Here is a 26,606-nt window from a genome sequence, read left to right as displayed (position 1 = left end):
GCCGGCCGCGATGTGTGGATCTACCGTTGTTGCGAGGCACCCAAGGTCGCGTTGAATGACCCCGAGAAAACACAGAAAGAAGAGCAGTATCGCTGCCTTGAGGCCTTTGTGGCCGGTTCGCGGGCGCCGGATGGGTCGCTGCGTTTCGGCGTCCACGAATTCCTCCACGACCAGCAGTTCAGCGGTCTGGTGCGCGAGCACCTGCGGCAGTTCGTCCGCCAGGTGGCACCGTCGACGGTGCCCACGCCCAAGCCGGCGGTGATCGCATCCGTAGTTGGTATCGAGCCGCAGGTCAGCGCGGCGGACCTTGCCGATCGCCTCGACCGCCTGATTCAGTTGTGCGACCGGGAGGATGTAAGCGACCTGTTTACCGCCAAGATGCGCCAGCGGGTCAAGCTCGCGAAGCCTGGCGGCGGCCTCCTGTGCATCCTGCCGGGAGGTGTCAATTTGCGGCACATTAAGGCCAGCGAATCGCGGCGTAATGTGGCCAGCAGAAGTGGCTGTTTTAGCGGTTTCGGACGGGTCGGTTTTACGCCGTTTTCAGTCTTTTTGCAACGTGGCAAGTGGCGACCGGAAGGGTGTCCAGGGGACCGTGGAATAAATGCCGGCTGTTTGGCGTTTATGCCGCGAAAGCCCCTTGACACCCTGGAGGTCGCAGACGCTGACGGCAGTTGTCGGGGATGTTTTTTCATCCCCGGCGGCTGCCTCACGGCGAGTGCGGGGTCTGGGGCAGCGCCCCAGGGTTTGCTCGCCGCTGAGGGTCTAACGTGCGGCCGGGGGAGGCTTGGAAGCGTCCCTGCCCGCCGTGGCCTGGACGGGCGACCGGACTTCCGGCAGGGGCCGCGGTTTGCGCCGGGTCTCGCCGTCGAGAATGATCTGATAAGCACGGTCGCGCAAACGGTCGAGCGTCGCCGCCCCCATCAACTTGTTGGGAAACGCCGCGCCCCACTCGTCGAAGTGCAAATTCGGCATTATGGAGCAGCCACCCCCAGCGGCTGACGCTCAGCCCGGCGAAAATTCTCTTGTTTTCAACGAACAGGAGCATTGTTCATGGCGGAGAGCCACGTGGTTACGGCCCTGATCAGCAAGCGCGCCGAACTGGCTGGGCTGATCGAGCATCATCAGAAGGAAATGGATCGTCTGGCGGATGATCTGGCCCACCTTGACGCCACCCTCAAGCTGTTTTCCCCGGAGATCGACCTGCGGACGATCCGGGTCAAGGCCCACCGGATGCGGAACCGTTTCTTCCGCCCGGGGGAATGCCAACGCCTGGTTCTGGACATCTTCCGCGAGGCTCAAGGCGCAGCGCTGAGCAGCCGCCAGATCGGCGAAGCGCTGACGGCACGCCGGGGTCTGGAAGCGACCACCGTCATGATCGAGCAGATGCGGAAGAACGCCATTGGCGTCGTGCATCGCCTGGAGCGTAGCGGCACCCTGATCCCTGCCGGCCGTGACGGGCACGGCGCCACCTGGGCGGTCGCCTGACGCTTTCACACCGCCAGGCTTTCCCCCAGTCGGTGGTTGCCCTGCCAGTACCCGCACCAATCCCGACTCACCAGGGCACGGGCGCACTTGCCGAGGATGTCCCGGAAGATGTCGCCGTTGCTCCAGCGCCGGGTGTCTTCCCGGTAGGCCATCTCGTTGGCGTAGTTGTCGAGGTACTTCGGAGCCGCCTTGTGGATCTGGCCGATGTGGAAACGGCGGAAGCGGGAGAAATACGATTCCGCCAGGTTGTTGGTCGTGCCGTCATCGGCGCGGTACTCCTTGCCGTGGTTCACCCGGCGAACCTCGTACTTGGCAGGGAGCCGGTCGTAGGCGTCCGATTCGTCGGCACAGATCACCGCACCTGGCGCGATGTAGGCTGGCGCCAGTTTGCCGAGGTCGGCCTGGTTCTCATTCTTGACGATGAAGGTCAGCGTCTTCTTGGCCCCGGCGTTGCCGGCCTCTACCTCCGCCTCGGTGTGCGCCTGACGCATCACCAGGATGCAGCGCTTGTCCGGGTCTTGATTCTCTGCCAGGCGCCGGTCTACCCGGTCTTCCTTCTTGTTCTCCGGCCGGACCTTCCCGCCGACATACGCGCCATCCACGTGTATCTCGCCCTGCAGAGCGGATTCCTCCCGGCCCACCAGCAGGCTCTCCCGGATCTTGTGCAACAGCACGTAGGCAGTCTTGTGGGACACGCCCAGGTCGCGACCCACCTGCAGCGCGGAAATGCCCTTCACGGCGTTGGTGAACAGGATCACGGCCGCCAGGTACAGGCGCAGCGGCAGCTTGTGGAAGGCGAAAATCGTTCCGGACGTGACCGAGAAATCCTCCTGGCAGCCCGCACAACGCCAAATCTTGCGGGCCGGGCGAAAGTAGTGCCGGTGCGCCATGCCGCAGTGCGGGCAGACCACTTCCTCCCCGTCGCCCCAGCGCGCCTCGCGGAACAGGGTAAACGCGTCGTCGTCACTCATCGCCAGGACCTGAACCACGGACAGGGTACGGGCTTTGGCTTTCAGGAGGAAATGTAAACTCATCGCACGGGCTCATGGGGTTGGGGCATGAGCCGCAGTGTAGGGCGCTATAGGCTCACAGAATGAGCTCGCCAGAAAGAACAGGGGCGGCGGCGTCGCCAAGCCCGGCGGACGAGTGGGGTGGCTGCTCCATAATGTCGTGCAAATTGCTGGTCAGCAAGGTGGTCGTGCGCTCATAACGGGCATCAATCAGATCGTGGAAATCCTCATCCTGCGGCGAGCGCATAGGACGCAGCCCGAAGTCATCAATTGCCAGCACATCGACGCGGGCCAGTTGACGCAGCTTGCGCTCAAAGGAATCGGTCGCCCGCGCCGCGTGCAGCTGAGCCAGTAGCTTGGCGTGCGAAATGAACAGGACCTCATGGCCGGCGCGCAGTGCGCAATGGCAGAGCGACTGGACCAGGTGAGACTTGCCCGTACCGGTCGGACCGGCGATCAGAACCGGCGCCTGTTCGAGGACGAATCGGCAGGTTGCCAGCTCGGCAATCAAGGCGTGATTGACCGACGGACTGTGGCTGCAATCGAAACGTTCCAGAGTCTTGTCGCCGACCACCTGCGCCTTGCGCAGGCGCTGGGCAAACTGACGCTGATCACGACGGGCGACTTCGTCCTCGACCAGCAACGCCAGGAAGTCGGTGTAGGCCAGCTTGGCCTCGATCGCCTGACGGTTTCTCGCCTCGAGCGAGTCGAGGATGCCGGACAGGCGCAGTTGCTTGAGCAGGGGTTCAAGTGGGAGCATGGGATTCATGAGAGGATTCCAGATAGATAAGGGATGAGCAAGGAGCGGCGCGCCGTGCGGCGGCTCAATGCAACAGATCGGAGGGTTGGCGGCGGAAGTGGCCGCCACTCAGATAGGGCGCTTCCAGCGTCGGCGCGTCGATCAACTCCGGCTGCTGGTCGAGTCCGGTCTGGAGGATCTGCTTGATCGTGCGATAGCTCGGCGTACCAAAGTTCAGCGCGCGGCTACACGCCGCGTCGAGTCGGTTGCGACCGAACTGATCGGCCAAGCGCAGCAAGCCCTGGACGGCGCGCAGCTGATCGAGCACACGCTTCGCGAACAAGCTCTCGACGACCGCCCGACAAGCCGGCCCGACCGCCGTGGCCTGGGTCAAGCACCACTGCGGATCGCGCATGAAGTAAGCCTGGGCGTCGGGTGGCAGATGATCCGCGACGGTCGACCGCGTACCCGCTTTGAACAGGCGCGGATGGATCGCCACCAGCTCGTGCTCGTGATAGAGGCGTACGACATCCGGCGTGATTTCCAACCACAGCGTCTGGTGGATCAGGCGAAACGGCGCTGAGTAGTGGCAATACGCATGCTGGACGTGGCCGTTGCCGTGCAGCTTGGCCTTAGCCCAGGTTGGGCACGTTGGCGCGACGGCGGGCAGCGGCTGCAGCAGCGCTTGCTCGGTTTCGTTGAAGCGCATGAGCGGCCGCTCACGCGTACTGCCGTGGAGGCGATTGCCTGCCTCGCCCTGAATCCACGCCTCTAATTGCGCATTCGCGTGCGCCAGGCTATGAAACTCGCGCAGCGGCATGAAGTTGCCCTTGACATATTTGACTCCCGACTCCACGCGGCCTTTCTTGGCCGGGTCCGCGACCGGACAGGGGTCGATTACAAAGGCATAGCCGAGCGCGAGTTCGGCGTAGGCGCGCTGCACCGTCGGCTCGTAGTAGCAGGCGCGCGTGATCGCGCACTTCGGGTTGTCTATCCGTACCTTGCGCGGGACGCCGTTGAACCACTCGAAGGCGTGCCGGTGGCAGGCCAGCCAGGTCTCGACGCTCTGGTTGCGCACCACTTCGGCGTACTGGTGCCGACTCCACGACAAGGTCATGACGAAGAACCAGGTCTTGAACACCTCGCCGGAATGGCGGTCGGTGATCAGCGGTCCCGAACCGAAGTCGACCTGCGCTTGTTCGCCGACGGCAAAGTCGAGCATCACGGTCGCCACCGGGGCGGGGGCCGCTTCGCTACGCAGGAAGCGATAGACGGCATGCACGCTGCCGCCGTAGCCGTACCGGCGGGCCAGCGCCTGGCGGATGCTGCTCACGGCAATGCCCTGACGGTGCCACTCGAGAACGTTCTCGCGAAAGGGCTCCACAGTGGACAGGTGGCTCGCGTTCTTGACCGCCCCGCCGCCCGCCGTCTGGTAGTAACGCGCCATCGTCGCGTCGTCCGGCAGCGGGCTCGTCGCCTCCAGCCAGTTCTGCGCGGCGGCGATGTCTCGCACACGTGCGACGGTGTCGCGCCCGACCCCCTGTGCTCGGGCGACCGCCCGATTGCTTTCGCCCAGTCGCAGGCGTTGAATCATTTGTCGTATTTCGTACATTTCGAACTTCCTGTTAGCCATTGCGCCTGCCCCCGGCAAAATTGCCAGAGGTTACACAATCGGAAGTCCAAAACCGCCTCTACTTGCCTTCTACGTGGCCTTATTGTGCCGCGATTGCTCTGGCCTCATTGCGCCGCGAGTCCAGTGGCCTCATTACGCCGCCACCGAAATGGCCTTATAGCGGCGCGAACTAACAGGAGGCACGCGCGAGGGGCACCGGGGCTTCCTGGAGCGGGTGCGGGAGTACGAGATGCGCCACCAGATTCCCGGCGTGCAGCCGGAGCAGGTGGTCCTGGTACAGGTGGTCGGCAAGCTGCCGCTGACCACCCCGGAAACCCTTGGCGTTTCGATCCTGCGCGGGATTCGCGAGGGCGTGCGCAATCCGGACCTGGAATCGTGGAGAGACCTGCAGCGCTGGATGAACGCGGAAAAGTGCCGTATCTTCATTCTCGCGCTGGAGCCGACTACTGAGGTTATCCGCGGCAGGGAGCGTGTGTTCCTGGACAACGCCGCCGTCTGGTTGGGCCGCTGGGTAGACAAGGCCGCCAGCCATCTCTTCGTGCTCGTCGCCTGCCTCCGCTACGAGCCCGCCGAGCGTGGAGCGGGGCAAATCAGCGAGCAGGAGCGCGTGCGCCAGGAAGTGGAAGACTTTACGCCGCCGCTGCCGATCGCCGGACTCATGCCGGAGATCGTCAAGCTGCCCGAACTGCCGCCGATCACCTTTGACGAATGGGACGCCTGTGTCGCTGCTGGCGGCTGCCGGTACAAGGGTGATGATTCCGGCTGGGGCCGGGGCAGACGGCCGGTCATCAAGGTGACTCCGACCGACGCCCGGAACTACGTCGTGTGGCTATCCAAGAAGACCGGTGAAAAATATCGGCTGCTGTCGGAAGCTGAGTGGGAGTATGCGGCGCGAGCAGGTAGCACTGACGCCTACCCCTGGGGCAAGGAGCCAGGGACGAATCGGGCAAACTTCTACGGATCGGGTAGCCAGTGGAGCGGTAAGCGGACAGCTCTGGTCGGCAGCTTCGCGGTGAACAAATTCGGGTTGCACGACATGATCGGCAACGTGGTCGAATGGGTCGAGGATTGCTATCACAATCGCTACTTCGGCGCGCCGGCCGACGGTAGCGACTGGGGGGGGCAGAGAATGTCGGACTGGGGAGCCAAGCCACGAGGGGTGGGCCGTTGCTCCGGGTGATACCGAATTCTGGTACTACGTTCAGCGCGGAGGGAGTTGGCACGATAACTCCAGGCGCGCACGTTCGGCCAAGCGTGGCTGGGGTGAACCCGGCGACCCCTTTTGCGTCCAGGGTTTCCGTGTGGCCAAGACGCTTCCCTAGCGCAGCGCAGGATGCATGGCTTTTTGCGCTTTGCCCCTTTACCCCTCCACACTCTCATGGGCGGCGAATCGCCCCAGCGCCTTTGCTTTGCGGCCGCGATCTGGTCGTCGGACAGCGGCGGCACACTGGGCAGCGCTTGCGACGCGCACCGAGTTCAACGGGCGCGCCGCAAGGACAGCGTGTGTGTAAGGTCTGCAATCAGGCGTCTTGTAACGTGCGCACATCCGGCGTACATTTTGGTGTTCGTTTTCTTGTTCATTTCCGGAAATTCGCCATGACCAGCACCGCCATCAAGGAAAGCCGCCTCAACATCCGCTGCGACAAGCGTGCGCGCGAACTGCTCGAACGCGCGGCCGCTTACTCGCACGTCAGCATTTCGGAGTTCGTGCTCTCGCAGGCCGTGGCTTCAGCCGAGCGAGTGGTCGAGGCAAACGCGTCAATCACCCTGCAAGCGGCGGATTTTGAGGCTTTTCTCGCCGCTCTCGACGCGCTCGATGAGCCAAACGCTGCACTGCAGCGCGCCTTCCAGCGCCATGCAAGTAGCCTCCGGAAGTGAGTGCTTATCGCATCAGGCCGCTCGACACCGCACTGGATGTCGCTGCTTTTCACTGCGGCAGCTCGCCGCTCGACGAGTACATTTGCCGCTATGCCTCGCAAGATGTGCGGAAAGACGTGGCGCGTGTTTTCGTTGCCACGCCCGACGATCAGCCGGAGCGATTGGCGGGGTTCTTCACCCTGAGCGCCGGCAGCGTCGCTTGCGGCGATCTGCCGCCTGCGCTCGCGCGCAAGCTGCCTCGCTATCCGGTGCCGATCGCCCTGATAGGTCGGCTTGCCGTCGATACGCAGTTTCAGGGAAAGGGCCTGGGGTCAATTCTGCTGGCCGACGCCTGCGCGAAAGTCGTGCAGGCCGGTGCGGTGCTGGCCGTCGCCGGCATTGTCGTCGATGCCAAGGATCAAGCCGCCGCTGCGTTCTACACACATTTCGGCTTCGTTCCTTTGCCCGGCCGACCCGACCGCTTCTTACTGCGCGCGAGCCTGCTGCCGAAAGACCAGCGTCGTGGATCGGGTTAACGCAGCGTAGCTCGACGTGGTTGCGGGGGTTGTCGGGTTACGGCCTGCGGCCTGGCCCGACCTATGGGGCGATGGCGCTCCGACGCTCGCTCACGCCGCGTTTTCCTGGCCGCCGGCCGGCGCGCGCAGTTGCTGGCGCAGCGCGTCGCGTCTGGCGCGGGCCTGCAGCACCGACGCCGCCTTGACGTGCCCGAAGCCTCGAATCTGCTCCGGCACGCTCGCCAGTTCGATGGCGCCGGCCAGCGTTTCGGGTTTGAGTTGCGCCAGGATCAGTTCGATATCGGCCTCGTAGTCGGTGATCAGTTGCCGTTCCATGCGCCTTTCCTCGGTCCTGCCGAAGGGGTCGAGGAGCGTGCCGCGCAGGCCCTTGAGCCGGCTCAAGCAGGTGAACGCGGTCATCATCCAGGCGCCGTAGCTGCGTTTGCGGATTCTGCCTGTCTGCGGATCCGGCCGGGCGAGCAGCGGCGGCGCGAGATGGAAGCGCAGGCTGAAGTTGCCTTCGAAGGCTTCGCACAACTGCCGGCGGAATGCCGGATCGGCATGCAGTCGCGCGACTTCGTACTCGTCCTTGACCGCCAGCAGCTTGCAGTAGGCGCGGGCGACGGCTTCGGTCAACGCTGTCGATTGCAGGGGCGCTTCGGCAGCGCGGACGCGCTCGACCAGTGTGCGGTAGCGTTCGGCGTAGCGTGCGTCCTGATACGCGGTGAGGGTTTCGACGCGGCGCTCGATCGTCTCGTCGAGGCTACGCGAGATCGGCCGCGCCGTCGGCGTGCCCGCCGGTTGCAGCAGGCGGCGGACGGCTTCCGGGTCGTGCGCGGCGCGCCGGCCCCAGAGAAAGGCCTGGCGGTTCTTCTCGACGGCGGCGCCGTTGAGTTCGATGGACTGGTCGATCGCTGCCAGCGAGAGCGGCACCAGTCCGCGTTGCCAGGCGACGCCGAGCAGGAACAGGTTGCCGTAGAGCGCGTCGCCCATCAGGCGGCGGGCCATCTCGGCGGTGTCGAGGAATAGCGTCCGGCCGGCGCCGCAGGCTTCGTCGACGCGGGCCTGCATCGCCTGCTGCGGAAACTGCCAGTCGGGGTTGTGCGTGAATTCGGCGGTCGGTGTTGCGGCGACGTTGACGACTGCCCGCGTCTTGCCGGCAAGAACCTTCGACAGGGCTTCGGCGCCGGCGGTGACCACGAGGTCGCCGCCGATCACGGCGTGCGCTTCGCCGGTGGCGATGCGCGCGGCATGCAAGTCCTCGGGTCGGTCGGCAATGCGCAGGTGCGAAAAGACGGCGCCGAATTTCTGCGCCAGGCCGGTCATGTCGAGAACCGAGACGCCCTTGCCGTCGAGGTGCGCGGCCATGCCGAGCAGGGCGCCGAGAGTGACGACGCCGGTACCGCCGACGCCAGTGATCAGGATGTTGAAGGGGTGCCGGGTGTCGGCGAGTACGGGGTCGGGAAGCTTGGCAAAAGCGGTGGCAAACGCGTCGTCGAAAGCGCTGGCCGAGGCGCCATCGTCGGTGGCGATGGCGCGGCCGGCGCGCAGTCTGCCGCCTTCGACGCTGACGAAGCTCGGACAGAAGCCATTGACGCAGGAGAAATCCTTGTTGCACGACGACTGGTCGATCGCGCGCTTGCGACCGAACTCGGTCTCGACCGGTATCACCGACAGGCAGTTCGATTGCACACCACAGTCGCCGCATCCTTCGCAGACGGCCGGGTTGATGAATACCCGCCGCGCCGGGTCGGCGAGCTTGCCGCGCTTGCGGCGACGGCGCTTCTCGGTGGCGCAGGTCTGGTCGTAGATGAGCACCGAGACGCCGCGATGTTCGCGCAGGTCGCGCTGAACCGCATCGAGCTGGTCGCGGTGGTGGATCGGCGTATGCGGAGCCAGGCCACGCACACCCTCGTACTTGGCGGGTTCGTCGGTGACGATGACGATCTTGCTGATCCCCTCGGCTTCGAGTTGCCGGGTGAGCTGCGGGACGCTCAGGCTGCCGTCCACCGGCTGGCCACCGGTCATCGCGACGGCGTCGTTGTAGAGGATCTTGTAGGTGATCGAGACTCCGGCGGCGACCGATTGGCGGATGGCCAGCAGCCCGGAGTGAAAGTAGGTGCCGTCGCCGAGGTTGGCGAAGATGTGCTTGACGTCGGTGAACGGCGCCTGGCCGACCCAGGTGACGCCTTCGCCACCCATATGCGTGAAGGTGGCCGTGCTGCGGTCCATCCAGGTGACCATGTAATGGCAGCCGATGCCGGCGACGGCGCGCGAGCCTTCGGGGACGCGCGTCGAGGTGTTGTGCGGGCAGCCGGAACAGAAGTAGGGCGTGCGCTGAATCGTCGCCAGCGCTGCCGCGCCGGTCGGGGCGGTGCTCGGCGCGGGCGTCGTCGGGCTGTTCTGCTTGGCTTCGAGCAGCGCCAGCCGTTCGACGATCGCCGGCGACGTGAAGAAGCGGTCGATGCGGGAGGCCAGCGCGCGCGCGACCTGGGCGACCGACAGTTCGCCGGCAGCGGGCAGCAGCCAGTCGCCGTGCGTCAGGTGGCCGCTGCCGGTGGGCAGCAGCGACCACTCGCCCTTCTCGTCGAACTTGCCGACGACGCGTGGCCGGACGTCCTCGCGCCAGTTGTAGAGTTCCTCCTTGAGCTGGTACTCGATCAGTTGCCGTTTCTCCTCGACGACGAGGATCTCTTCGAGCCCCTCGGCGAAACGGCGGACGCCGTCGGCCTCGAGCGGCCAGACCATGCCGACCTTGTACAGGCGAATGCCGATGCGCGCGGCCAGCTCGTCGTCGATGCCGAGTTCGGTCAAGGCCTGGCGCACGTCGAGGTAGGCCTTGCCGGCGGTGATGATTCCGAGACGGGCAGGCGACGCCGGGTCGGCGCTGTCGATGACGATGCGGTTGAGCTGGTTGGCGCGGCAATAGGCGAGCGCCGCATAGAGCTTGCGGTTGAGCAGGCGGGCTTCCTGTTGCAGCGGCGGGTCGGGCCAGCGGATGTTGAGTCCGTGCGCATCGTTCTCCGGCATCGCGAAGTCGTCGGGCAGGCGGATCACCGTCGACAGCGGGTCAATCGCCACCGAGGCCGACGTCTCCACCGTATCGGCCAGGGCTTTCATCACCACCCAGCAGCCCGAGTAGCGGCTCATCGCCCAGCCGTGCAGGCCGTAGTCGAGATACTCCTGGACGTTGGCCGGGTAGAGTACGGGCATCATCACTGCCTTGAAGACGTGCTCGGTCTGGTGTGGCAGCGTCGACGACTTGGCCGCGTGGTCGTCGCCGGCGATCACCAGAACACCGCCGTACCTGGCCGTGCCGGCTGCGTTGGCGTGCCGGAAAACGTCGCCGCAGCGATCGACGCCTGGGCCCTTGCCGTACCACATGGCGAAGACGCCGTCGTAGCGGGCTCCCGGAAACAGATTGAGCTGCTGCGTTCCCCACACCGCGGTCGCCGCGAGATCTTCGTTGACCGCCGGCTGGAAGACGATGCGCTGGGCGTCGAGGTGTTGCCTGGCTTTCCAGAGCGCCTGATCGAGCCCGCCGAGTGGGCTGCCACGGTAGCCCGAGACGAAGCCGGCGGTGTTCAGTCCGGCGGCCTCGTCGCGCAGGCGCTGCAGCATCGGCAGGCGAACGAGGGCTTGTGTACCGGTCAGGAAGACGCGTCCCGAGGTGGCCGTGTAGCGGCTGTCGAGCGTGGTCGCGAGATCGCTCATTGCTTCTCCTCCGTAGTTGTCAACGCCTCTGCCGCTTTTCGTGGGTTCCCGGTGAGCCGACAACCCGTCTGACCGCTGCCGTGCGCCGAGGTTGCGCGGTGCCGGCTGGGCCGTGGTGCTCAGCCTGCGGGCAGTATCTTGCCGGGATTGAGCAGGTCGTGCGGGTCGAGCGCCGCCTTGATCGCCCGCATCACCGCCACCGCGTCGGCACCGTGCTCGCGTAGCATGAAGCGGGTCTTGCCGATGCCGATGCCGTGTTCGCCGGTACAGGTTCCGGACATCTGCAGGGCACGCTCGACGACGCGTTCGTTGATCCACTCGGCCTCCTGCAGGTCTCGCGGGTTGGCCGGGTCAACCAGGACGACCAGATGAAAGTTGCCGTCGCCGACATGACCGAAGAGGGCGATCGGGATGGCTACCTGGGCGATGTCTTCGTTGGTGCGCTGGATGCACTCGGCGAGACGCGAAATCGGCACGCAGACGTCGGTCGGAAAGGCGCGGCAACCCGGTTTCAGGCGCAGGCAGGCAAAGTACGCGGCGTGCCGCGCCTGCCACAGGCGGCTGCGCTCTTCGCTGCGCGTCGCCCACTCGAAATCCTGGCCGCCGAGGGCGCCGGCGATTTCCTGCACGGTCTGTGCCTGTTCGCCGACCGCAGCGGGGCTGCCGTGGAACTCGAAGAAGAGCGTCGGCAGTTCCTTCAGCGCCGTATGGCTGTGGCGATTGACGGCCGACAGGGTCAGCGCATCGAGCAACTCGACGCGCGCCACGGGAACGCCGAGCTGGATCGTCTGGATCACGGCCTTGACCGCCGCATCGATGTCGGCGAACACGCAGACCGCCGCGGACATCGCTTCCGGGATCGGGTGGAGCTTGACCGTCAGTTCGGTGATGATGCCGAGCGTGCCTTCCGATCCGATCAGCAGGCGTGTCAGGTCGTACCCGGCCGAGGACTTGCGCGCCCGGCCACCGGTCTGGATGATGCGACCGTCAGCCAGGACGACGGTCATGCCGAGGACGTTGTCGCGCATCGTTCCGTAACGCACGGCGTTGGTTCCCGAGGCACGCGTCGCCGCCATGCCGCCGAGCGAGGCATCTGCACCGGGGTCGATCGGGAAGAACAGGCCGCTCCCCTTGAGCGCAGCGTTGAGCTGCAGGCGGGTAACCCCGGCCTCGACCGTCGCGTCGAGATCGTCGGCGTGCACGGCGAGGATCCTGTTCATCCCGGCGAGACTGATGGTCAGGCCGCCGTGAATCGCCAGAACCTGTCCTTCGACCGAACTGCCCGTGCCGTAGGCAATCATCGGCACGCGATGACGATGGCAGAGGGCCGCCACCTCGGCAACTTCCTGCGTGCTCTCGGCGAGCAGGACGCCATCCGGCAGGGCCGGCTCATGAATCGACTCGTCGCGCCCGTGCTGGAGGCGGATCGAGTCGCCTTGCGAAAAGCGCGAGCCGGCTCGCTCACTGAGCAGCGATGCGACTTCTCCGGATAGTGGCCGGTGGGTAGGCGACGGGACGCTCATCATGGTCTCTGGCTCCTCTCAGGGCGATTCGCGTGCGGGCAGCTGCCCGATTCTACGGCGTTGTCTGTCGGAGGGTGTCGAAAAAGCTGGGGCGGGCTCGGTCTTGTGCGCTAGAATACTGCCCGGCTCCAAAAATCGTTTGACAGCTCGGCCCAAGGGCGTCAGAATCGAGGGTTCTTAGTTGGAGGGATACCCAAGTGGCCAACGGGATCAGACTGTAAATCTGACGGCTCTGCCTTCGAAGGTTCGAATCCTTCTCCCTCCACCAAAATCGCCGCTGTTGGTTACGTTTTTCAGGCGTGTACGGGTAATGGTTTTGCGGGTGTAGCTCAATGGTAGAGCTGAAGCCTTCCAAGCTTATGACGAGGGTTCGATTCCCTTCACCCGCTCCACGTAGCGGCCGCAAGATTGCTTCAGGCTTCTCGAACGACGCCCATGTAGCTCAGCGGTAGAGCACTCCCTTGGTAAGGGAGAGGTCGACAGTTCAATTCTGTCCATGGGCACCACCGTTTGGTGCTGCAGATTCATTATTTAACTTTAACGTCTTGAGGTACCGGTAATGGCCAAGGGAAAATTTGAACGTACGAAGCCGCACGTGAATGTGGGGACGATTGGGCACGTTGATCACGGAAAGACGACGCTGACGGCGGCGATCACGACCATTCTGGCGAAGAAGTTCGGCGGAGTGGCGAAGGCCTACGACCAGATCGACGCGGCGCCGGAAGAGAAGGCGCGCGGCATCACGATCAACACGGCGCACGTCGAGTACGAGACGTCGAAGCGGCACTATGCGCACGTCGACTGCCCGGGTCACGCGGACTACATCAAGAACATGATTACCGGTGCGGCGCAGATGGACGGCGCGATCCTGGTGGTGTCGGCGGCGGATGGCCCGATGCCGCAGACGCGCGAGCACATTCTGCTGGCGCGGCAGGTGGGCGTGCCGTACATCATCGTCTATCTGAACAAGTGCGACATGGTCGACGACGCCGAGCTGCTCGAGCTGGTCGACATGGAGGTTCGTGAGTTGCTGTCGAAGTACGACTTCCCGGGCGACGATGTGCCGATCATCCAGGGTTCGGCGCTGAAGGCGCTGGAAGGCGACACCGGCGCGCTCGGCGAACAGTCGGTGATGGCGCTGGCGGATGCGCTCGATGCGTACATCCCGACGCCGGAGCGGGCGGTGGACAAGCCCTTCCTGCTGCCGCTGGAGGACGTTTTCTCGATTTCCGGCCGGGGCACGGTGGTGACCGGGCGGGTGGAGCGCGGGGTGGTCAAGGTCGGCGAGGAAGTCGAGATTGTCGGCATTCGGCCGACGATCAAGACGACCTGCACGGGCGTCGAGATGTTCCGCAAGCTGCTCGACCAGGGCCAGGCCGGTGACAACGTCGGTGTTCTCCTGCGCGGCATCAAGCGTGAAGACGTCGAGCGTGGCCAGGTTCTTGCCAAGCCGGGTTCGATCAAGCCGCACACGCACTTCACGGGTGAGGTTTACGTGCTGTCGAAGGAAGAGGGTGGTCGTCACACGCCGTTCTTCAACAACTATCGCCCGCAGTTCTACTTCCGGACGACGGATGTGACCGGCGCGATCGCCATGCCCGAAGGCGTCGAGATGGTGATGCCGGGCGACAACATCCAGATGACCGTCAAACTGATCTCGCCGATCGCCATGGAGGAGGGCTTGCGTTTCGCCATCCGCGAAGGCGGCCGCACCGTCGGTGCCGGCGTCGTGGCCAAGATCATCGAGTAGTTCCTTTCAGGCTTCGTGGTGGCTCCGTTCGCGGAGCCACCACAGTCTCTGCCGCAGGGGCATAGCTCAACTGGCAGAGCGTCGGTCTCCAAAACCGAAGGTTGGGGGTTCGATTCCCTCTGCCCCTGCCATCAACAATCATTGCGGACCCCATGGCCGATAAGTTCAAGTTTGCGTTGGCGGTATTGCTGCTTGCGGCCGGCATTGCTGGCTTCTACCTTCTCGCCGGGCAGGCGATGATCCTGCGCGTCCTCGCTGTTCTCGCCGGTACCGGCCTGGCCGCCGCCGTTGCCTGGCAGACCGAGCAGGGCCGCCTGTTCTTCGGCTTCGCGAAAGAGGCGTCGACCGAAGCCAAGAAGGTTGTCTGGCCTTCGCGCAAGGAAACCATGCAGACCACGGGTCTGGTGTTTGCCTTCGTGGTGGTGATGGCTCTCTTCCTGTGGCTGACCGACAAGGGTCTCGAGTGGGTTCTGTACGATCTGGTGCTGGGGTGGAGAAAAACATGAGCATGCGCTGGTACGTCGTACACGCCTATTCTGGTTTCGAGAAGAGCGTGCAGCGCGCCCTCCTGGAACGTATACAGCGCCAGGGCATGGAGGAGTCCTTTGGTCGCATCCTGGTCCCCGTGGAGGAGGTTGTCGAGCTCAAGATGGGGCAAAAGAGCATTTCCGAACGCAAGTTCTTCCCCGGCTACGTGCTCGTGGAAATGGAAATGAACGACGACTCCTGGCACCTCGTCAAGAGCACTCCGAAAGTGACCGGGTTTGTCGGCGGTACTGCCAACAAGCCGTCGCCGATTTCCGAGAAGGAAGTCGCCAAGATCATGCAGCAGATGCAGGAAGGCGTGGACAAGCCGCGTCCGAAGGTTCTTTTCGAGCCGGGCGAGGTAGTCCGTGTCAAGGATGGCCCGTTCACCGATTTCCATGGCGCCGTCGAGCAAGTGAACTACGAGAAGAATCGTCTGCGCGTGTCGGTGACCATTTTCGGCCGTCCGACGCCGGTTGAACTGGAGTTTGCCCAGGTCGAGAAGGCCTGACCCTGAATAATCAGCGCGGTGCGTGCAAGCTTTCTTGGCGTACCGCAGTAGGGCGGCTCCCGGGCCGCGTTTGTCGTTTGGGGAGCGCTCTCGAGAGCGCGTTTGCACCCGTCTAGAGGAGTTGCATCGTGGCAAAGAAAATCATCGGCTATATCAAGTTGCAAGTGCCGGCGGGCAAGGCCAACCCTTCGCCGCCGATCGGACCGGCGCTGGGCCAGCGCGGTCTGAACATCATGGAATTCTGCAAGACCTTCAACGCCCAGACGCAAGGGCTGGAGCCGGGTCTGCCGATTCCTGTGGTGATTACCGCCTTCGCGGACAAGAGTTTCACCTTCATCATGAAGACGCCACCGGCAACGGTTCTGATCAAGAAGGCGATCGGTATCCAGAAGGGCAGTGCCAAACCTCATACCGTCAAGGTGGGTACGCTGACGCGTGCCCAGTGCGAAGCGATTGCCACGCAGAAAATGCCCGATCTCACCGCTGCTGATCTGGAGGCTGCCGTGCGCACGATCGCCGGCAGCGCGTACACGATGGGCGTCACGGTGGAGGGCCTCTGAGATGGCAACCATCAGCAAGCGTCAAAAGGCCTTCAAGGGAAAAACCGATCGCAACAGCAGCTTTGCACTGGTCGATGCGCTGAAGTTGGCCAAGGAACTGGCGACTGCCAAGTTCGACGAATCGATCGATGTTGCCGTCTGCCTGGGTGTCGATCCGCGCAAGTCGGATCAGATCGTTCGTGGTTCGGTGGTGCTGCCGGCCGGTACCGGCAAGACGGTCCGCGTGGCCGTCTTCGCGCAGGGCGAGAAGGCGGCGGCGGCCCGGGAAGCGGGCGCCGATATCGTCGGCTTCGAGGATTTGGCCGCCGAGATCAAGTCCGGAGTGATCAACTTTGATCGCGTGATTGCCACCCCCGACGCGATGCGAGTAGTCGGACAACTCGGTCAGATTCTCGGGCCGCGCGGTTTGATGCCGAACCCGAAGGTCGGCACGGTGACCATGGATGTGGCGACCGCCGTCAAGAACGCCAAGGCGGGTCAGGTGCAGTACCGCACGGACAAGGGCGGCATCATTCATAGCACGGTAGGCCGCGCCTCGTTCGAAGTCGATCAGTTGGCGATCAACGTCAAGGCGCTGGTCGATGCCCTGATCAAGGCCAAGCCGGCGACGTCCAAAGGTCAGTATGTGCGCCGGATCGCGCTGTCGAGCACGATGGGTCCGGGCATTCGCGTGGATTCGACCACGTTGTAGTGAGCATTAGCGGATCGCTCTTGCCATGAGAGCGGTCCGGCAAGGAACTTTGTTGGGCTGTCGACGGTGCCATCCGGCCGTGCCGGCAGATCGTCAAAGACCGCAGGTGTCGAGGGCGGTTGCCTTGGACTTAAGTGTGCAAGCGGCCTGCGTAGACGGTGCGCCCCGAAAAGGATTTTGCAGCGACGAGCGTCATGCTGCCAGCCCTGATCCAGGTCGCCGTGGGTGCGGCGCTTCCTGCCGGAAGCGCCGTGTGTTGACTTGATTGGAGGAAGGGCCTGTGGGTCTCAATCTTGAAGAAAAGAAAGCCGTCGTGGCTGAGGTGTCGGCAAAGATCGCCAGTGCCCAGACGATCGTCGTGGCTGAGTACGCCGGCATGCCGGTGGCTCATCTGACGCGTCTGCGCGCGCAGGCTCGCGCCTCGGGTGTTTACCTGCGCGTGCTGAAGAACACCCTGGTGCGGCGAGCGGTTGAAGGGAGTGTGTTCGCCAGTCTGGGCGAGCACATGACCGGGCCGCTGATTTACAGCATCTCGGAGGATCCGGTTGCGGCGGCGAAAGTGCTCAACGATTTCGCAAAAACGAATGACAAGCTGATCCTCAGGGCCGGCAGTTATTCCGGCGACGTCCTGGACAAGGCCGGTGTGCAGGCGCTGGCCTCGATTCCGAGTCGCGACGAACTGCTTGGCCAGTTGCTTGGCATCATGCAGGCGCCGGTGACCGGTTTTGCCTGTGCGCTCGCGGCTCTCGCCAAACAACGAGAAGAAGCAGTTGCCTGATCGCGCTGTCGGTTCTTACGAGTCTAAAGATTTAGGAGTTTACTGATTATGGCTATTACCCAAGAAGACATCCTCGAAGCCGTCGGTTCGATGACGGTCATGCAATTGAACGATCTGGTCAAGGCGTTCGAAGAGAAGTTCGGGGTCTCCGCCGCCTCCATGGCGGTGGCTGCGCCCGGTGCGGCTGCCCCGGTCGTCGAGGAGCAGACCGAGTTTACCGTCATGCTGATGGCGGCAGGGGAGAAGAAGGTCGAGACCATCAAGGTCGTTCGCGCGGCTACCGGTCTTGGTCTCAAGGAAGCGAAGGATCTTGTCGACGGGGCACCGAAGGCCGTCAAGGAGGCCATCTCCAAGGCCGATGCCGAAGCCCTCAGAAAGCTGCTCGAGGATGCTGGAGCCAAGGTCGAGGTCAAGTAGTTCCGGTCACACAAGCTGGGCTGACAGCCTTTCGGCTGTCAGCCCTTTTGTGCTTTTCCGGAAACAGCTTTGCGTCTTCCCACTTCCCGGACGCCAGGCTGAGCAGCGTGCAAACGCAATGATGAGTAGCCCGAGCAGAGTCGCCACCGGCCTGCTCCTTGCTGTCCTAATCGTATTGCGTTTGTCCGTTGCGGTCCGGCGGGTCTTGCGACTGTCGCCGGTGCATGCTAGAGGATTTGCCTTCTGAGTTCGGAGCGACCATGACCTACTCATACACCGAGAAAAAGCGTATCCGCAAGAGCTTCGCCAAGCGCGCCAGCGTTCTTGACGTGCCGTTCTTGCTGGCCACCCAGCTCGAGTCCTTCACTGCTTTCCTGCAGGCCAACGTGCCGGTGGCGCAGCGCAGGAACCAGGGTCTGCAGGCGGCGTTTTCCTCGATCTTTCCGATCGTCAGTCACAGTGGCAACGCGCGCCTCGAGTTTGTCAGTTACGCGCTTTCCGACCCGGCTTTCGACGTCACCGAGTGCCAGCAGCGCGGCCTGACCTTCGCCTCGGCTCTGCGCGCCAAGGTGCGTCTGGTCATTCTCGATCGCGAGACGCCCGACACCATCAAGGAAGTCAAGGAGCAGGAAGTCTACATGGGCGAGATTCCCTTGATGACCTCCACGGGTTCCTTCGTCATCAATGGTACCGAGCGAGTCATCGTCTCGCAGCTTCACCGCTCGCCGGGAGTGTTCTTCGAGCACGACCGGGGCAAGACGCACAGTTCGGGCAAGCTGCTCTTCTCCGCACGCGTGATTCCCTATCGCGGTTCGTGGCTGGATTTCGAGTTCGATCCGAAGGACCTGCTCTTCTTCCGTGTCGACCGGCGCCGCAAGATGCCGGTGACCTCGCTGCTGAAAGCCATCGGTTTGACGCCGCAACGGATCCTGCGTGAGTTCTTCGAGTTCGACACCTTCCATGTCGGCGGGAAGATCATCGAGTTTGCGCTCGTTCCCGAGCGTCTGCGTGGCGAAGTGGCTCGCTTCGACTTCAACGACCCGTCCGGGAAGCTGATCATCGCCAAGGACAAGCGCATTACTGCCAAGCACATCCGCGAACTGGATGCCGCGGGTATCAAACAGGTCGCGGTGCCGGATGACTTCCTGATCGGTCGGGTGGTTGCCGAGGAAATCGTCGATCAGAACACCGGCGAGATCCTGGCCAATGCCAACGAAGAGATCACCGAAGGCTTGCTGGCGAAGCTTGTCGAAGCCGGTGTGGCGACCTTGCAGACCCTCTACATCAACGACCTCGATCGGGGCGGCTTCATTTCGCAGACGCTGCGTACGGACGAAACGGCAACCCGACAGGCGGCACGCATCGCCATCTACCGCATGATGCGACCGGGTGAACCGCCAACCGAAGAAGCCGTCGAGATCCTCTTCAATGGCCTGTTCTACTCTGACGATCGTTACGATCTCTCCGCCGTCGGCCGCATGAAGTTCAACCGGCGAGTCGGCCGCAAGGCCGTCGTCGAGCACAAGGTCATGCTCAAGCATGTGCCGTCGAAGCGCGAAGGTCTCGTCAAACTGGTCAATGAAGTGGTGAGTGACTCGGTGCCTGTGGTCGACCAGGTCATGGCCGAATTGAGCTACGGGCCGCGCGCAGTTGCCGAAAACCTCACCCAAGAGGCTGCCGTAACCCTGTTCGAGCAGTTGAAGGCCATGGGTGCCACCGGCGAGGTGCGCGAACAACTGACGCTGTCGCCGCGCGACATCGTCGAGGTGATCAAACTCCTCGTCGAACTGCGCAACGGACGGGGTGAAATCGATGATATCGACCACCTCGGCAATCGGCGCGTTCGCTCGGTGGGCGAACTGGCGGAGAATCAGTTCCGGGCGGGTCTGGTGCGCGTCGAGCGGGCGGTGAAGGAGCGCCTGTCGCAGGCCGAGTCGGACAATCTGATGCCGCACGATCTGATCAACGCCAAGCCGATCAGCGCTGCCGTCCGCGAGTTCTTCGGATCCAGCCAGTTGTCGCAGTTCATGGACCAGACCAACCCGTTGTCGGAAATCACCCACAAGCGTCGCGTTTCGGCCCTCGGTCCGGGCGGCTTGACGCGCGAGCGTGCCGGCTTCGAAGTGCGCGACGTACACCCGACGCACTACGGCCGAGTTTGCCCGATCGAGACGCCGGAGGGTCCGAACATCGGCCTCATCAACTCGCTGGCGCTGTTCGCGCGCACCAATGAGTATGGTTTCCTCGAGACTCCCTACCGGAAGGTGGCGGATGGTCGAGTCAGCGATCAGATCGAGTACCTCTCGGCGATCGAAGAGGGGGCCTACATCATTGCCCAGGCCAACTCGGATCTGGGCGAGGGTGGGGTGTTGATGGATCAGCTGGTGACCTGTCGGGAGAAGGGTGAAACGATCCTCGCCGAACCGGCGCGTGTGCAGTACATGGATGTAGCGCCGAGCCAGATCGTGTCGGTGGCGGCGTCGCTGATTCCCTTCCTCGAGCACGACGACGCGAACCGTGCCCTGATGGGTGCCAACATGCAACGCCAGGCGGTTCCTTGCCTACGCCCGGAGAAGCCGCTAGTCGGCACCGGCATCGAGCGTACGGTTGCCGTCGACTCGGGCACGGCGGTGCAGGCCAAACGTGGCGGCAAGGTGGACTACGTCGACGCCTCGCGCGTCGTGGTGCGCGTCAACGACGATGAGACAGGACCCGGTGAAGTCGGTGTCGACATCTACAACCTCGTCAAGTACACCCGCTCCAATCAGAACACCAATATCAACCAGCGGCCGCTGGTCCGCGTTGGCGATCTGATCGCGCGCGGTGATGTGGTCGCTGACGGCGCGTCGACCGACAAGGGTGAGCTGGCCCTCGGCCAGAATATGCTGGTCGCGTTCATGCCGTGGAACGGTTACAACTTCGAGGATTCGATCCTGATCTCGGAGCGCGTCGTGGCGCAGGACCGTTTCACCTCGATTCACATCGAGGAACTGACGGTGGTCGCCCGCGACACGAAGTTGGGTCCGGAGGAGATCACCCGCGACATCGCTTCTCTTGGCGAGTCGCAACTGTCGCGTCTCGATGAATCCGGAATTGTCTATATTGGCGCCGAAGTCGAAGCCGGCGACGTTCTCGTCGGCAAAGTGACGCCGAAGGGCGAGACGCAACTGACGCCGGAAGAGAAGCTCCTGCGGGCGATCTTTGGCGAGAAGGCGTCGGACGTCAAGGATACCTCGCTACGCGTGCAGTCGGGAATCGCCGGTACGGTCATCGACGTCCAGGTGTTCACGCGCGAGGGGATCGAGCGCGACAAGCGCGCGCAGTCGATCATCGACGACCACTTGCGCAGCTACAAACTCGATCTGGCCGACCAACTGCGGATCGTCGAGCGCGATGCCTTTGCCCGCGTCGAGCGACTGATCGTCGGCAAGCCGGCCAACGGCGGGCCGAAGCGACTGGCGAAGGGTACGCTGGTCGTGCAGGAGTATCTCGACGGCATCGAGCCGCATCACTGGTTCGACATCCGGATGGCCGACGAAGAAGTTGCCCATCAGCTGGAATCGCTGCGCGAGGGCCTGGAACAGACCCGCAAGGGCTTCGATATTGCCTTTGAGGAGAAGCGCAAAAAGCTGACCCAGGGCGACGAACTGCCGCCGGGCGTGCAGAAGATGGTCAAGGTCTATGTCGCCGTCAAGCGCCGCCTGCAGGCGGGTGACAAGATGGCCGGACGGCATGGTAACAAGGGCGTCGTCTCACGTATCGTGCCGGTGGAGGACATGCCTTACATGGCCGACGGCCGGCCGGTCGATATCGTCCTCAATCCGCTTGGCGTTCCTTCGCGGATGAACGTCGGCCAGATTCTCGAGGTGCACCTCGGACTGGCCGCCAAGGGCCTCGGCATCAAGATCGGCGAGATGCTCAGCCGACAGGCCAACGCCAACGAGGTGCGTGGATTCCTCGAGCAGATCTACAACGGCACCGGCAAGTCCGAAGACCTCGACCAGCTCAATGACGTCGAGATCAACGAAATGGCCGGCAACCTGGAGGCGGGAGTTCCCTTTGCGACCCCGGTTTTCGACGGCGCCAAGGAGTCGGAGATCAAGTCGATGCTGGCGCTGGCCGGCATGCCGGAATCCGGGCAGATGACCCTCTACGATGGTCGTACCGGCGAACAGTTCGAGCGTCAGGTGACGGTGGGTTACATGCACGTGCTGAAGCTTCATCACCTCGTCGATGACAAGATGCACGCCCGCTCCACCGGTCCGTACTCGCTGGTTACCCAGCAGCCGCTCGGTGGCAAGGCGCAGTTCGGCGGCCAGCGTTTCGGCGAGATGGAGGTCTGGGCGCTGGAAGCCTATGGCGCCTCCTATGTGCTGCAGGAAATGCTCACGGTCAAGTCCGACGACGTCAATGGCCGGACGAAGGTCTACGAGAACATCGTCAAGGGCGACCACAAGATCGACGCCGGCATGCCCGAGTCCTTCAACGTACTGGTCAAGGAAATCCGCTCGCTGGCGATCGATATTGATCTCGAACGTTTCTGATTGTTTGCCAAGGGGTGAGCGCTGAAGGTTTTGGTCCGACCCGCCTCGCCGCTATTTGCCCCCGACGCCTCACTCCTTACTGGAGCAAAAGATGAAAGCACTGCTTGATTTGTTCAGACAGGTGACGCAGGAAGAGCAGTTCGATGCGATCACCATCGGTCTCGCATCGCCGGACAAGATCCGCTCGTGGTCCTACGGCGAAGTGAAGAAGCCTGAGACGATCAACTATCGTACCTTCAAGCCGGAACGCGACGGCTTGTTCTGTGCCAAGATTTTTGGCCCGATCAAGGATTACGAGTGCCTTTGCGGCAAGTACAAGCGGCTCAAGCATCGTGGTGTGATCTGCGAGAAGTGCGGCGTCGAAGTGACGCTCGCCAAGGTTCGTCGCGAGCGCATGGCGCATATCGAACTTGCCAGCCCGGTCGCGCATATCTGGTTTCTGAAAAGCCTGCCCAGTCGGCTGGGCATGGTTCTCGACATGACACTGCGCGACATCGAGCGCGTCCTCTATTTCGAGGCCTTCGTCGTTTTCGATCCGGGCATGACGCCGCTGGCGCGCGGCCAGTTGCTGACCGAGGATGACTACCTGGCCAAGGTCGAGGAGTATGGCGACGACTTCTACGCCGCCATGGGGGCCGAAGGGATTCGCGAGTTGTTGCGCTCGATCGATCTCGGACGTGAAGTCGAGGGTTTGCGCTCGGAGCTCGAGACGACCACCTCGGAGACCAAGAGCAAGAAATTCTCGAAGCGTCTGAAGATTCTCGAAGGCTTCCAGAAGTCGGGGATCAAGCCCGAGTGGATGGTGCTCGAGGTGCTACCGGTCTTGCCGCCCGATCTCCGCCCGCTGGTGCCGCTCGACGGCGGACGTTTCGCTACCTCGGATCTCAACGACCTCTATCGTCGGGTGATCAACCGCAACAACCGCTTGAAGCGTCTGCTCGAACTCAAGGCGCCGGAGATCATCGTACGCAACGAGAAGCGCATGCTCCAGGAAGCGGTGGACTCGCTGCTCGACAACGGCCGGCGTGGCAAGGCGATGACCGGTGCCAACAAGCGCCCCCTCAAGTCCCTGGCGGACATGATCAAGGGCAAGGGTGGTCGTTTCCGCCAGAACCTGCTCGGCAAGCGCGTCGACTACTCGGGGCGTTCGGTGATCGTCGTTGGGCCGCAACTCAAGCTGCACCAGTGCGGTCTGCCGAAGCTGATGGCGCTCGAGTTGTTCAAGCCCTTCATTTTCAACCGTCTCGAGGTCATGGGCTTGGCGACGACCATCAAGCAGGCGAAGAAGATGGTCGAGACGCAGGAAGCGGTGGTCTGGGATATCCTCGAAGAGGTGATTCGCGAGCATCCGATCATGCTCAACCGTGCGCCGACGCTGCACCGCCTTGGCATCCAGGCCTTCGAGCCGACGCTGATCGAGGGCAAGGCGATCCAGTTGCATCCACTGGTCTGTGCCGCCTTCAACGCTGACTTCGACGGCGACCAGATGGCTGTGCACGTGCCCTTGTCCCTCGAGGCCCAGATGGAGGCACGGACGCTGATGCTCGCCTCCAACAACGTCCTGTCGCCGGCAAATGGCGAACCGATCATCGTTCCCTCACAGGATATCGTCCTCGGTCTCTATTACGCCACGCGGGAGCGCATCAACGCTACCGGCGAGGGCATGCTCTTCCCCGATCTCGCGGAAGTGACGCGCGCCATGCAGGCCGGTTCGCTTGACCTGCACGCCCGCATTTCGGTTCGCATCACCGAATACGAGCGCGATGGCGAGAGCGGCTGGCAGGAAAAGGTGACGCGCTACGACACTACGGCCGGCCGCGCGCTGCTCTCGGAGATCCTCCCGAAAGGCCTGCCTTTCAGCCTGATCGACAAGCCGCTGAAGAAAAAGGAAATCTCGAAGCTGATCAACGCCGCTTTCCGCCGCTGTGGTCTCAAGGAGACCGTCGTTTTCGCCGACAAGTTGATGCAGAACGGCTATCGCCTGGCCACTCGAGCCGGCATTTCGATCTGTTCCGACGATATGCTGGTCCCGGCGAAAAAGCGCGAGATCGTTGCCGAAGCGGAAGCCGAGGTCAAGGAGATCGAGAACCAGTACACCAATGGTCTGGTGACCAATGGCGAACGTTACAACAAGGTGGTGGACATCTGGGGCCGCACCGGCGACAAGGTTGCCAAGGTGATGATGGAACAGCTCGGCCAGGTGGAAGTGACCAATCGTCAGGGGGAAAAGGAAAAGCAGGATTCCTTCAATTCCATCTTCATGATGGCCGATTCCGGCGCGCGTGGTTCGGCAGCGCAGATTCGCCAGTTGGCGGGCATGCGGGGTCTGATGGCCAAGCCGGACGGCTCGATCATCGAGACGCCGATCACGACCAACTTCCGTGAGGGCCTGAACGTTCTTCAGTACTTCATCTCGACGCACGGAGCACGCAAGGGTCTCGCGGACACCGCCCTGAAGACGGCCAACTCGGGTTACCTGACGCGCCGACTGGTCGACGTGACGCAGGATCTGGTGGTCATCGAGGATGACTGCGGGACGACCAATGGCGTCACCATGAAAGCCCTGATCGAGGGGGGTGAAGTGATCGAGGCGCTGCGCGAGCGCATTCTCGGTCGGGTCACGGCGTCGGACGTCGTAGACCCCGACACCGAGGAGACGGTCATCGAACAAGGGACCCTGATCAGTGAGGATCATTGTGATCTGATCGACCAGGTCGGCATCGACGAAGTCAAGGTGCGTACGCCGTTGACCTGCGACACGCGCTACGGCCTGTGCGGCAAGTGTTACGGGCGCGACCTCGGGCGCGGTTCGCCGGTAAACGTCGGCGAGGCGGTTGGCGTGATCGCCGCACAATCCATCGGCGAACCGGGAACGCAGTTGACCATGCGCACCTTCCACGTCGGCGGTGCGGCCTCGCGTGCCGCAGTTGCCAGCCAGGTCGAGACGCGCAGTGCCGGTGTCGTCCGCTTCACCGCCACGATGCGCTACGTGACCAGTGCCAAGGGCGAGAAGATTGTCATCACGCGCTCCGGCGAGATCCTGATCACCGACGACAACGGTCGCGAACGGGAGAAGCACAAGGTTCCCTATGGCTCGACACTGCAGGTCGTTGACGGACAGGCAGTTAAAGCCGGCGCCAGACTGGCCAGTTGGGATCCCCACACGCGCCCGATCATCGCCGAGTACTCGGGTCTGGTGAAGTTCGAGAATGTCGAGGAAGGCGTCACCGTCGCCAAGCAGATCGACGAGGTGACCGGGCTGTCGACGCTCGTCGTCATCGATCCGAAGCGGGGCGGCAAGGCTCCGAGCAAGGGCCTGCGTCCGCAGGTGAGACTGTTCGATCCCGCGGGTGACGAAGTGAAGATGCATGGCAGCGATCACCCGGTGACCATCACGTTCCAGGTGGGCGCGATCATCAATGTCTTCGACGGGCAGCAGATTTCCGTTGGCGACGTGCTCGCGCGCCTGCCGCAGGAATCGGCCAAGACGCGAGACATCACCGGCGGTCTGCCACGTGTGGCGGAACTCTTCGAAGCGCGCACCCCCAAGGACGCGGGCATGCTGGCCGAGTTCACCGGCACCATTTCCTTCGGCAAGGACACCAAAGGCAAGCAGCGGTTGGTGATCACGGACCTTGACGGCATCACCCACGAGTACCTGATCCTCAAGGACAAGCACGTCCTGGTGCACGACGGCCAGGTGGTCAACAAGGGCGAGTCGATCGTCGACGGTGCGCCCGATCCCCACGACATCCTGCGCTTGCTGGGGGTCGAGGCGCTGGCCATCTACATTACCGATGAAGTGCAGGACGTCTACCGCCTGCAGGGCGTGAAGATCAACGACAAGCACATCGAGGTGATCGTTCGCCAGATGCTGCGGCGCGTCAATGTGCTCGACCCCGGAGACACCAAGTTCATCAAGGGTGAGCAAGTCGAGCGTGCTCACCTGCTCGACGAGAATGACGGGATGCTTGCCGAAGGCAAGCTGCCCGCAACCTACGAACACGTGTTGCTGGGGATTACCAAGGCCTCGTTGTCGACCGATTCGTTCATTTCCGCGGCCTCCTTCCAGGAAACGACGCGGGTGTTGACCGAGGCGGCCATCATGGGCAAGCGCGACGAGTTGCGCGGACTCAAGGAGAACGTCATCGTCGGTCGTCTGATCCCGGCCGGGACGGGCCTCGCCTACCACGCTACGCGCAAGAAGAACGCGGCGGGCGAGGACATCGCAGCGGGAAGCGGCTGGCTGGAAGAGGACTTGGCGCGCAGCGAAGAGAATGCTCAGGACGCGCCTGTTGGTTGACTTGCAGCCCGTTAGTCCCTAAAATCGCCGGTCTTTGTCGCCGACGCGAAC

General features: G+C 63.2%; 17 protein-coding genes, 4 tRNA genes and 2 pseudogenes. 17 read left to right on the top strand and 6 right to left on the bottom strand.

Annotation, left to right across the window (positions count from 1 at the left end):
• Positions 1-762: 762 nt before the first annotated feature.
• A pseudogene (locus tag CAP2UW1_RS26355) lies at positions 763-966 on the bottom strand (IS21-like element helper ATPase IstB); the annotation flags it as partial.
• 84 nt (positions 967-1,050) lie between these two features.
• Here CAP2UW1_RS26355 and CAP2UW1_RS17455 point away from each other — a divergent pair.
• On the top strand, positions 1,051-1,485 hold the full coding sequence (locus CAP2UW1_RS17455; protein ID WP_015765733.1) for a hypothetical protein: 435 nt from the start codon (positions 1,051-1,053) through the stop codon (positions 1,483-1,485).
• Positions 1,486-1,490: 5 nt separating this feature from the next.
• Here CAP2UW1_RS17455 and CAP2UW1_RS17450 read toward each other — a convergent pair whose 3' ends face one another.
• The 3 genes and pseudogenes from CAP2UW1_RS17450 to istA form a co-directional block, all read right to left on the bottom strand.
• Positions 1,491-2,519: an IS1595 family transposase gene (locus CAP2UW1_RS17450; RefSeq protein WP_015766238.1), complete on the bottom strand. Its 1,029-nt coding sequence runs from the start codon at positions 2,517-2,519 to the stop codon at positions 1,491-1,493.
• A gap of 136 nt (positions 2,520-2,655) precedes the next feature.
• A pseudogene (locus tag CAP2UW1_RS17445) lies at positions 2,656-3,264 on the bottom strand (ATP-binding protein); the annotation flags it as partial.
• A gap of 55 nt (positions 3,265-3,319) precedes the next feature.
• On the bottom strand, positions 3,320-4,846 hold the full coding sequence (istA, locus tag CAP2UW1_RS17440) for an IS21 family transposase (protein ID WP_012806915.1): 1,527 nt from the start codon (positions 4,844-4,846) through the stop codon (positions 3,320-3,322).
• A gap of 250 nt (positions 4,847-5,096) precedes the next feature.
• Between istA and CAP2UW1_RS26215 the strand changes: the two genes are divergently transcribed.
• From CAP2UW1_RS26215 to CAP2UW1_RS17425, 3 genes are all read left to right on the top strand, one after another.
• A complete protein-coding gene (locus CAP2UW1_RS26215; RefSeq protein WP_015767943.1) occupies positions 5,097-6,047 on the top strand; it encodes a formylglycine-generating enzyme family protein in 951 nt (316 codons plus the stop codon).
• A gap of 416 nt (positions 6,048-6,463) precedes the next feature.
• Positions 6,464-6,745, top strand: a complete 282-nt coding sequence (locus CAP2UW1_RS17430) for a type II toxin-antitoxin system TacA family antitoxin (protein WP_015767942.1) — start codon at positions 6,464-6,466, stop codon at positions 6,743-6,745.
• On the top strand, positions 6,742-7,260 hold the full coding sequence (locus CAP2UW1_RS17425) for a GNAT family N-acetyltransferase (RefSeq protein WP_015767941.1): 519 nt from the start codon (positions 6,742-6,744) through the stop codon (positions 7,258-7,260). The genes CAP2UW1_RS17430 and CAP2UW1_RS17425 overlap by 4 nt, the downstream gene beginning before the upstream one ends.
• A gap of 90 nt (positions 7,261-7,350) precedes the next feature.
• On the opposite strand, the gene CAP2UW1_RS17420 is transcribed toward CAP2UW1_RS17425, so the two are convergent.
• On the bottom strand, positions 7,351-10,953 hold the full coding sequence (locus CAP2UW1_RS17420; RefSeq protein ID WP_015767940.1) for an indolepyruvate ferredoxin oxidoreductase family protein: 3,603 nt from the start codon (positions 10,951-10,953) through the stop codon (positions 7,351-7,353).
• 119 nt (positions 10,954-11,072) lie between these two features.
• Positions 11,073-12,476, bottom strand: a complete 1,404-nt coding sequence (locus CAP2UW1_RS17415) for an FAD-binding oxidoreductase (protein WP_041568675.1) — start codon at positions 12,474-12,476, stop codon at positions 11,073-11,075.
• 183 nt (positions 12,477-12,659) lie between these two features.
• Here CAP2UW1_RS17415 and CAP2UW1_RS17410 point away from each other — a divergent pair.
• From CAP2UW1_RS17410 to rpoC, 13 genes are all read left to right on the top strand, one after another.
• Positions 12,660-12,744, top strand: a tRNA-Tyr gene (locus CAP2UW1_RS17410).
• A 50-nt stretch (positions 12,745-12,794) separates the two neighbouring features.
• Positions 12,795-12,868: transfer RNA gene (locus tag CAP2UW1_RS17405), tRNA-Gly, on the top strand.
• Between the two features lie 39 nt (positions 12,869-12,907).
• Positions 12,908-12,982: transfer RNA gene (locus tag CAP2UW1_RS17400), tRNA-Thr, on the top strand.
• Positions 12,983-13,035: 53 nt separating this feature from the next.
• Positions 13,036-14,226 (top strand): elongation factor Tu, encoded by a 1,191-nt coding sequence (gene tuf / locus CAP2UW1_RS17395; protein WP_015767927.1) that lies wholly within the window; start codon positions 13,036-13,038, stop codon positions 14,224-14,226.
• Between the two features lie 55 nt (positions 14,227-14,281).
• Positions 14,282-14,357 (top strand) — tRNA-Trp (locus CAP2UW1_RS17390).
• Positions 14,358-14,378: 21 nt separating this feature from the next.
• Positions 14,379-14,732 carry a preprotein translocase subunit SecE gene (gene secE, locus CAP2UW1_RS17385; protein ID WP_015767938.1) on the top strand — a complete coding sequence of 118 codons (354 nt, stop codon included), beginning with the start codon at positions 14,379-14,381 and terminating at the stop codon, positions 14,730-14,732.
• On the top strand, positions 14,729-15,262 hold the full coding sequence (gene nusG / locus CAP2UW1_RS17380; RefSeq protein WP_015767937.1) for a transcription termination/antitermination protein NusG: 534 nt from the start codon (positions 14,729-14,731) through the stop codon (positions 15,260-15,262). The genes secE and nusG overlap by 4 nt, the downstream gene beginning before the upstream one ends.
• A gap of 128 nt (positions 15,263-15,390) precedes the next feature.
• Entirely contained in the window at positions 15,391-15,822 is a 432-nt protein-coding gene (gene rplK / locus CAP2UW1_RS17375; RefSeq protein ID WP_015767936.1) for a 50S ribosomal protein L11, read from the top strand.
• A gap of 1 nt (position 15,823) precedes the next feature.
• Positions 15,824-16,513, top strand: a complete 690-nt coding sequence (gene rplA, locus CAP2UW1_RS17370; RefSeq protein WP_015767935.1) for a 50S ribosomal protein L1 — start codon at positions 15,824-15,826, stop codon at positions 16,511-16,513.
• Positions 16,514-16,793: 280 nt separating this feature from the next.
• Positions 16,794-17,291 (top strand): 50S ribosomal protein L10, encoded by a 498-nt coding sequence (gene rplJ, locus CAP2UW1_RS17365; protein ID WP_015767934.1) that lies wholly within the window; start codon positions 16,794-16,796, stop codon positions 17,289-17,291.
• A 48-nt stretch (positions 17,292-17,339) separates the two neighbouring features.
• Entirely contained in the window at positions 17,340-17,708 is a 369-nt protein-coding gene (gene rplL / locus CAP2UW1_RS17360) for a 50S ribosomal protein L7/L12 (protein ID WP_015767933.1), read from the top strand.
• A 260-nt stretch (positions 17,709-17,968) separates the two neighbouring features.
• Positions 17,969-22,252, top strand: coding sequence for a DNA-directed RNA polymerase subunit beta (gene rpoB, locus CAP2UW1_RS17355; protein ID WP_015767932.1), 4,284 nt, complete (start codon positions 17,969-17,971; stop codon positions 22,250-22,252).
• A 91-nt stretch (positions 22,253-22,343) separates the two neighbouring features.
• A complete protein-coding gene (gene rpoC, locus CAP2UW1_RS17350) occupies positions 22,344-26,555 on the top strand; it encodes a DNA-directed RNA polymerase subunit beta' (protein WP_015767931.1) in 4,212 nt (1,403 codons plus the stop codon).
• Positions 26,556-26,606 lie beyond the last annotated feature (51 nt).

It is taken from the genome of Candidatus Accumulibacter phosphatis, from assembly GCF_000024165.1.
Classification (GTDB): domain Bacteria; phylum Pseudomonadota; class Gammaproteobacteria; order Burkholderiales; family Rhodocyclaceae; genus Accumulibacter; species Accumulibacter phosphatis.
Note: the sequence above shows the minus strand (reverse complement) of the source record. Positions and strands in the feature narration are given on the sequence as shown.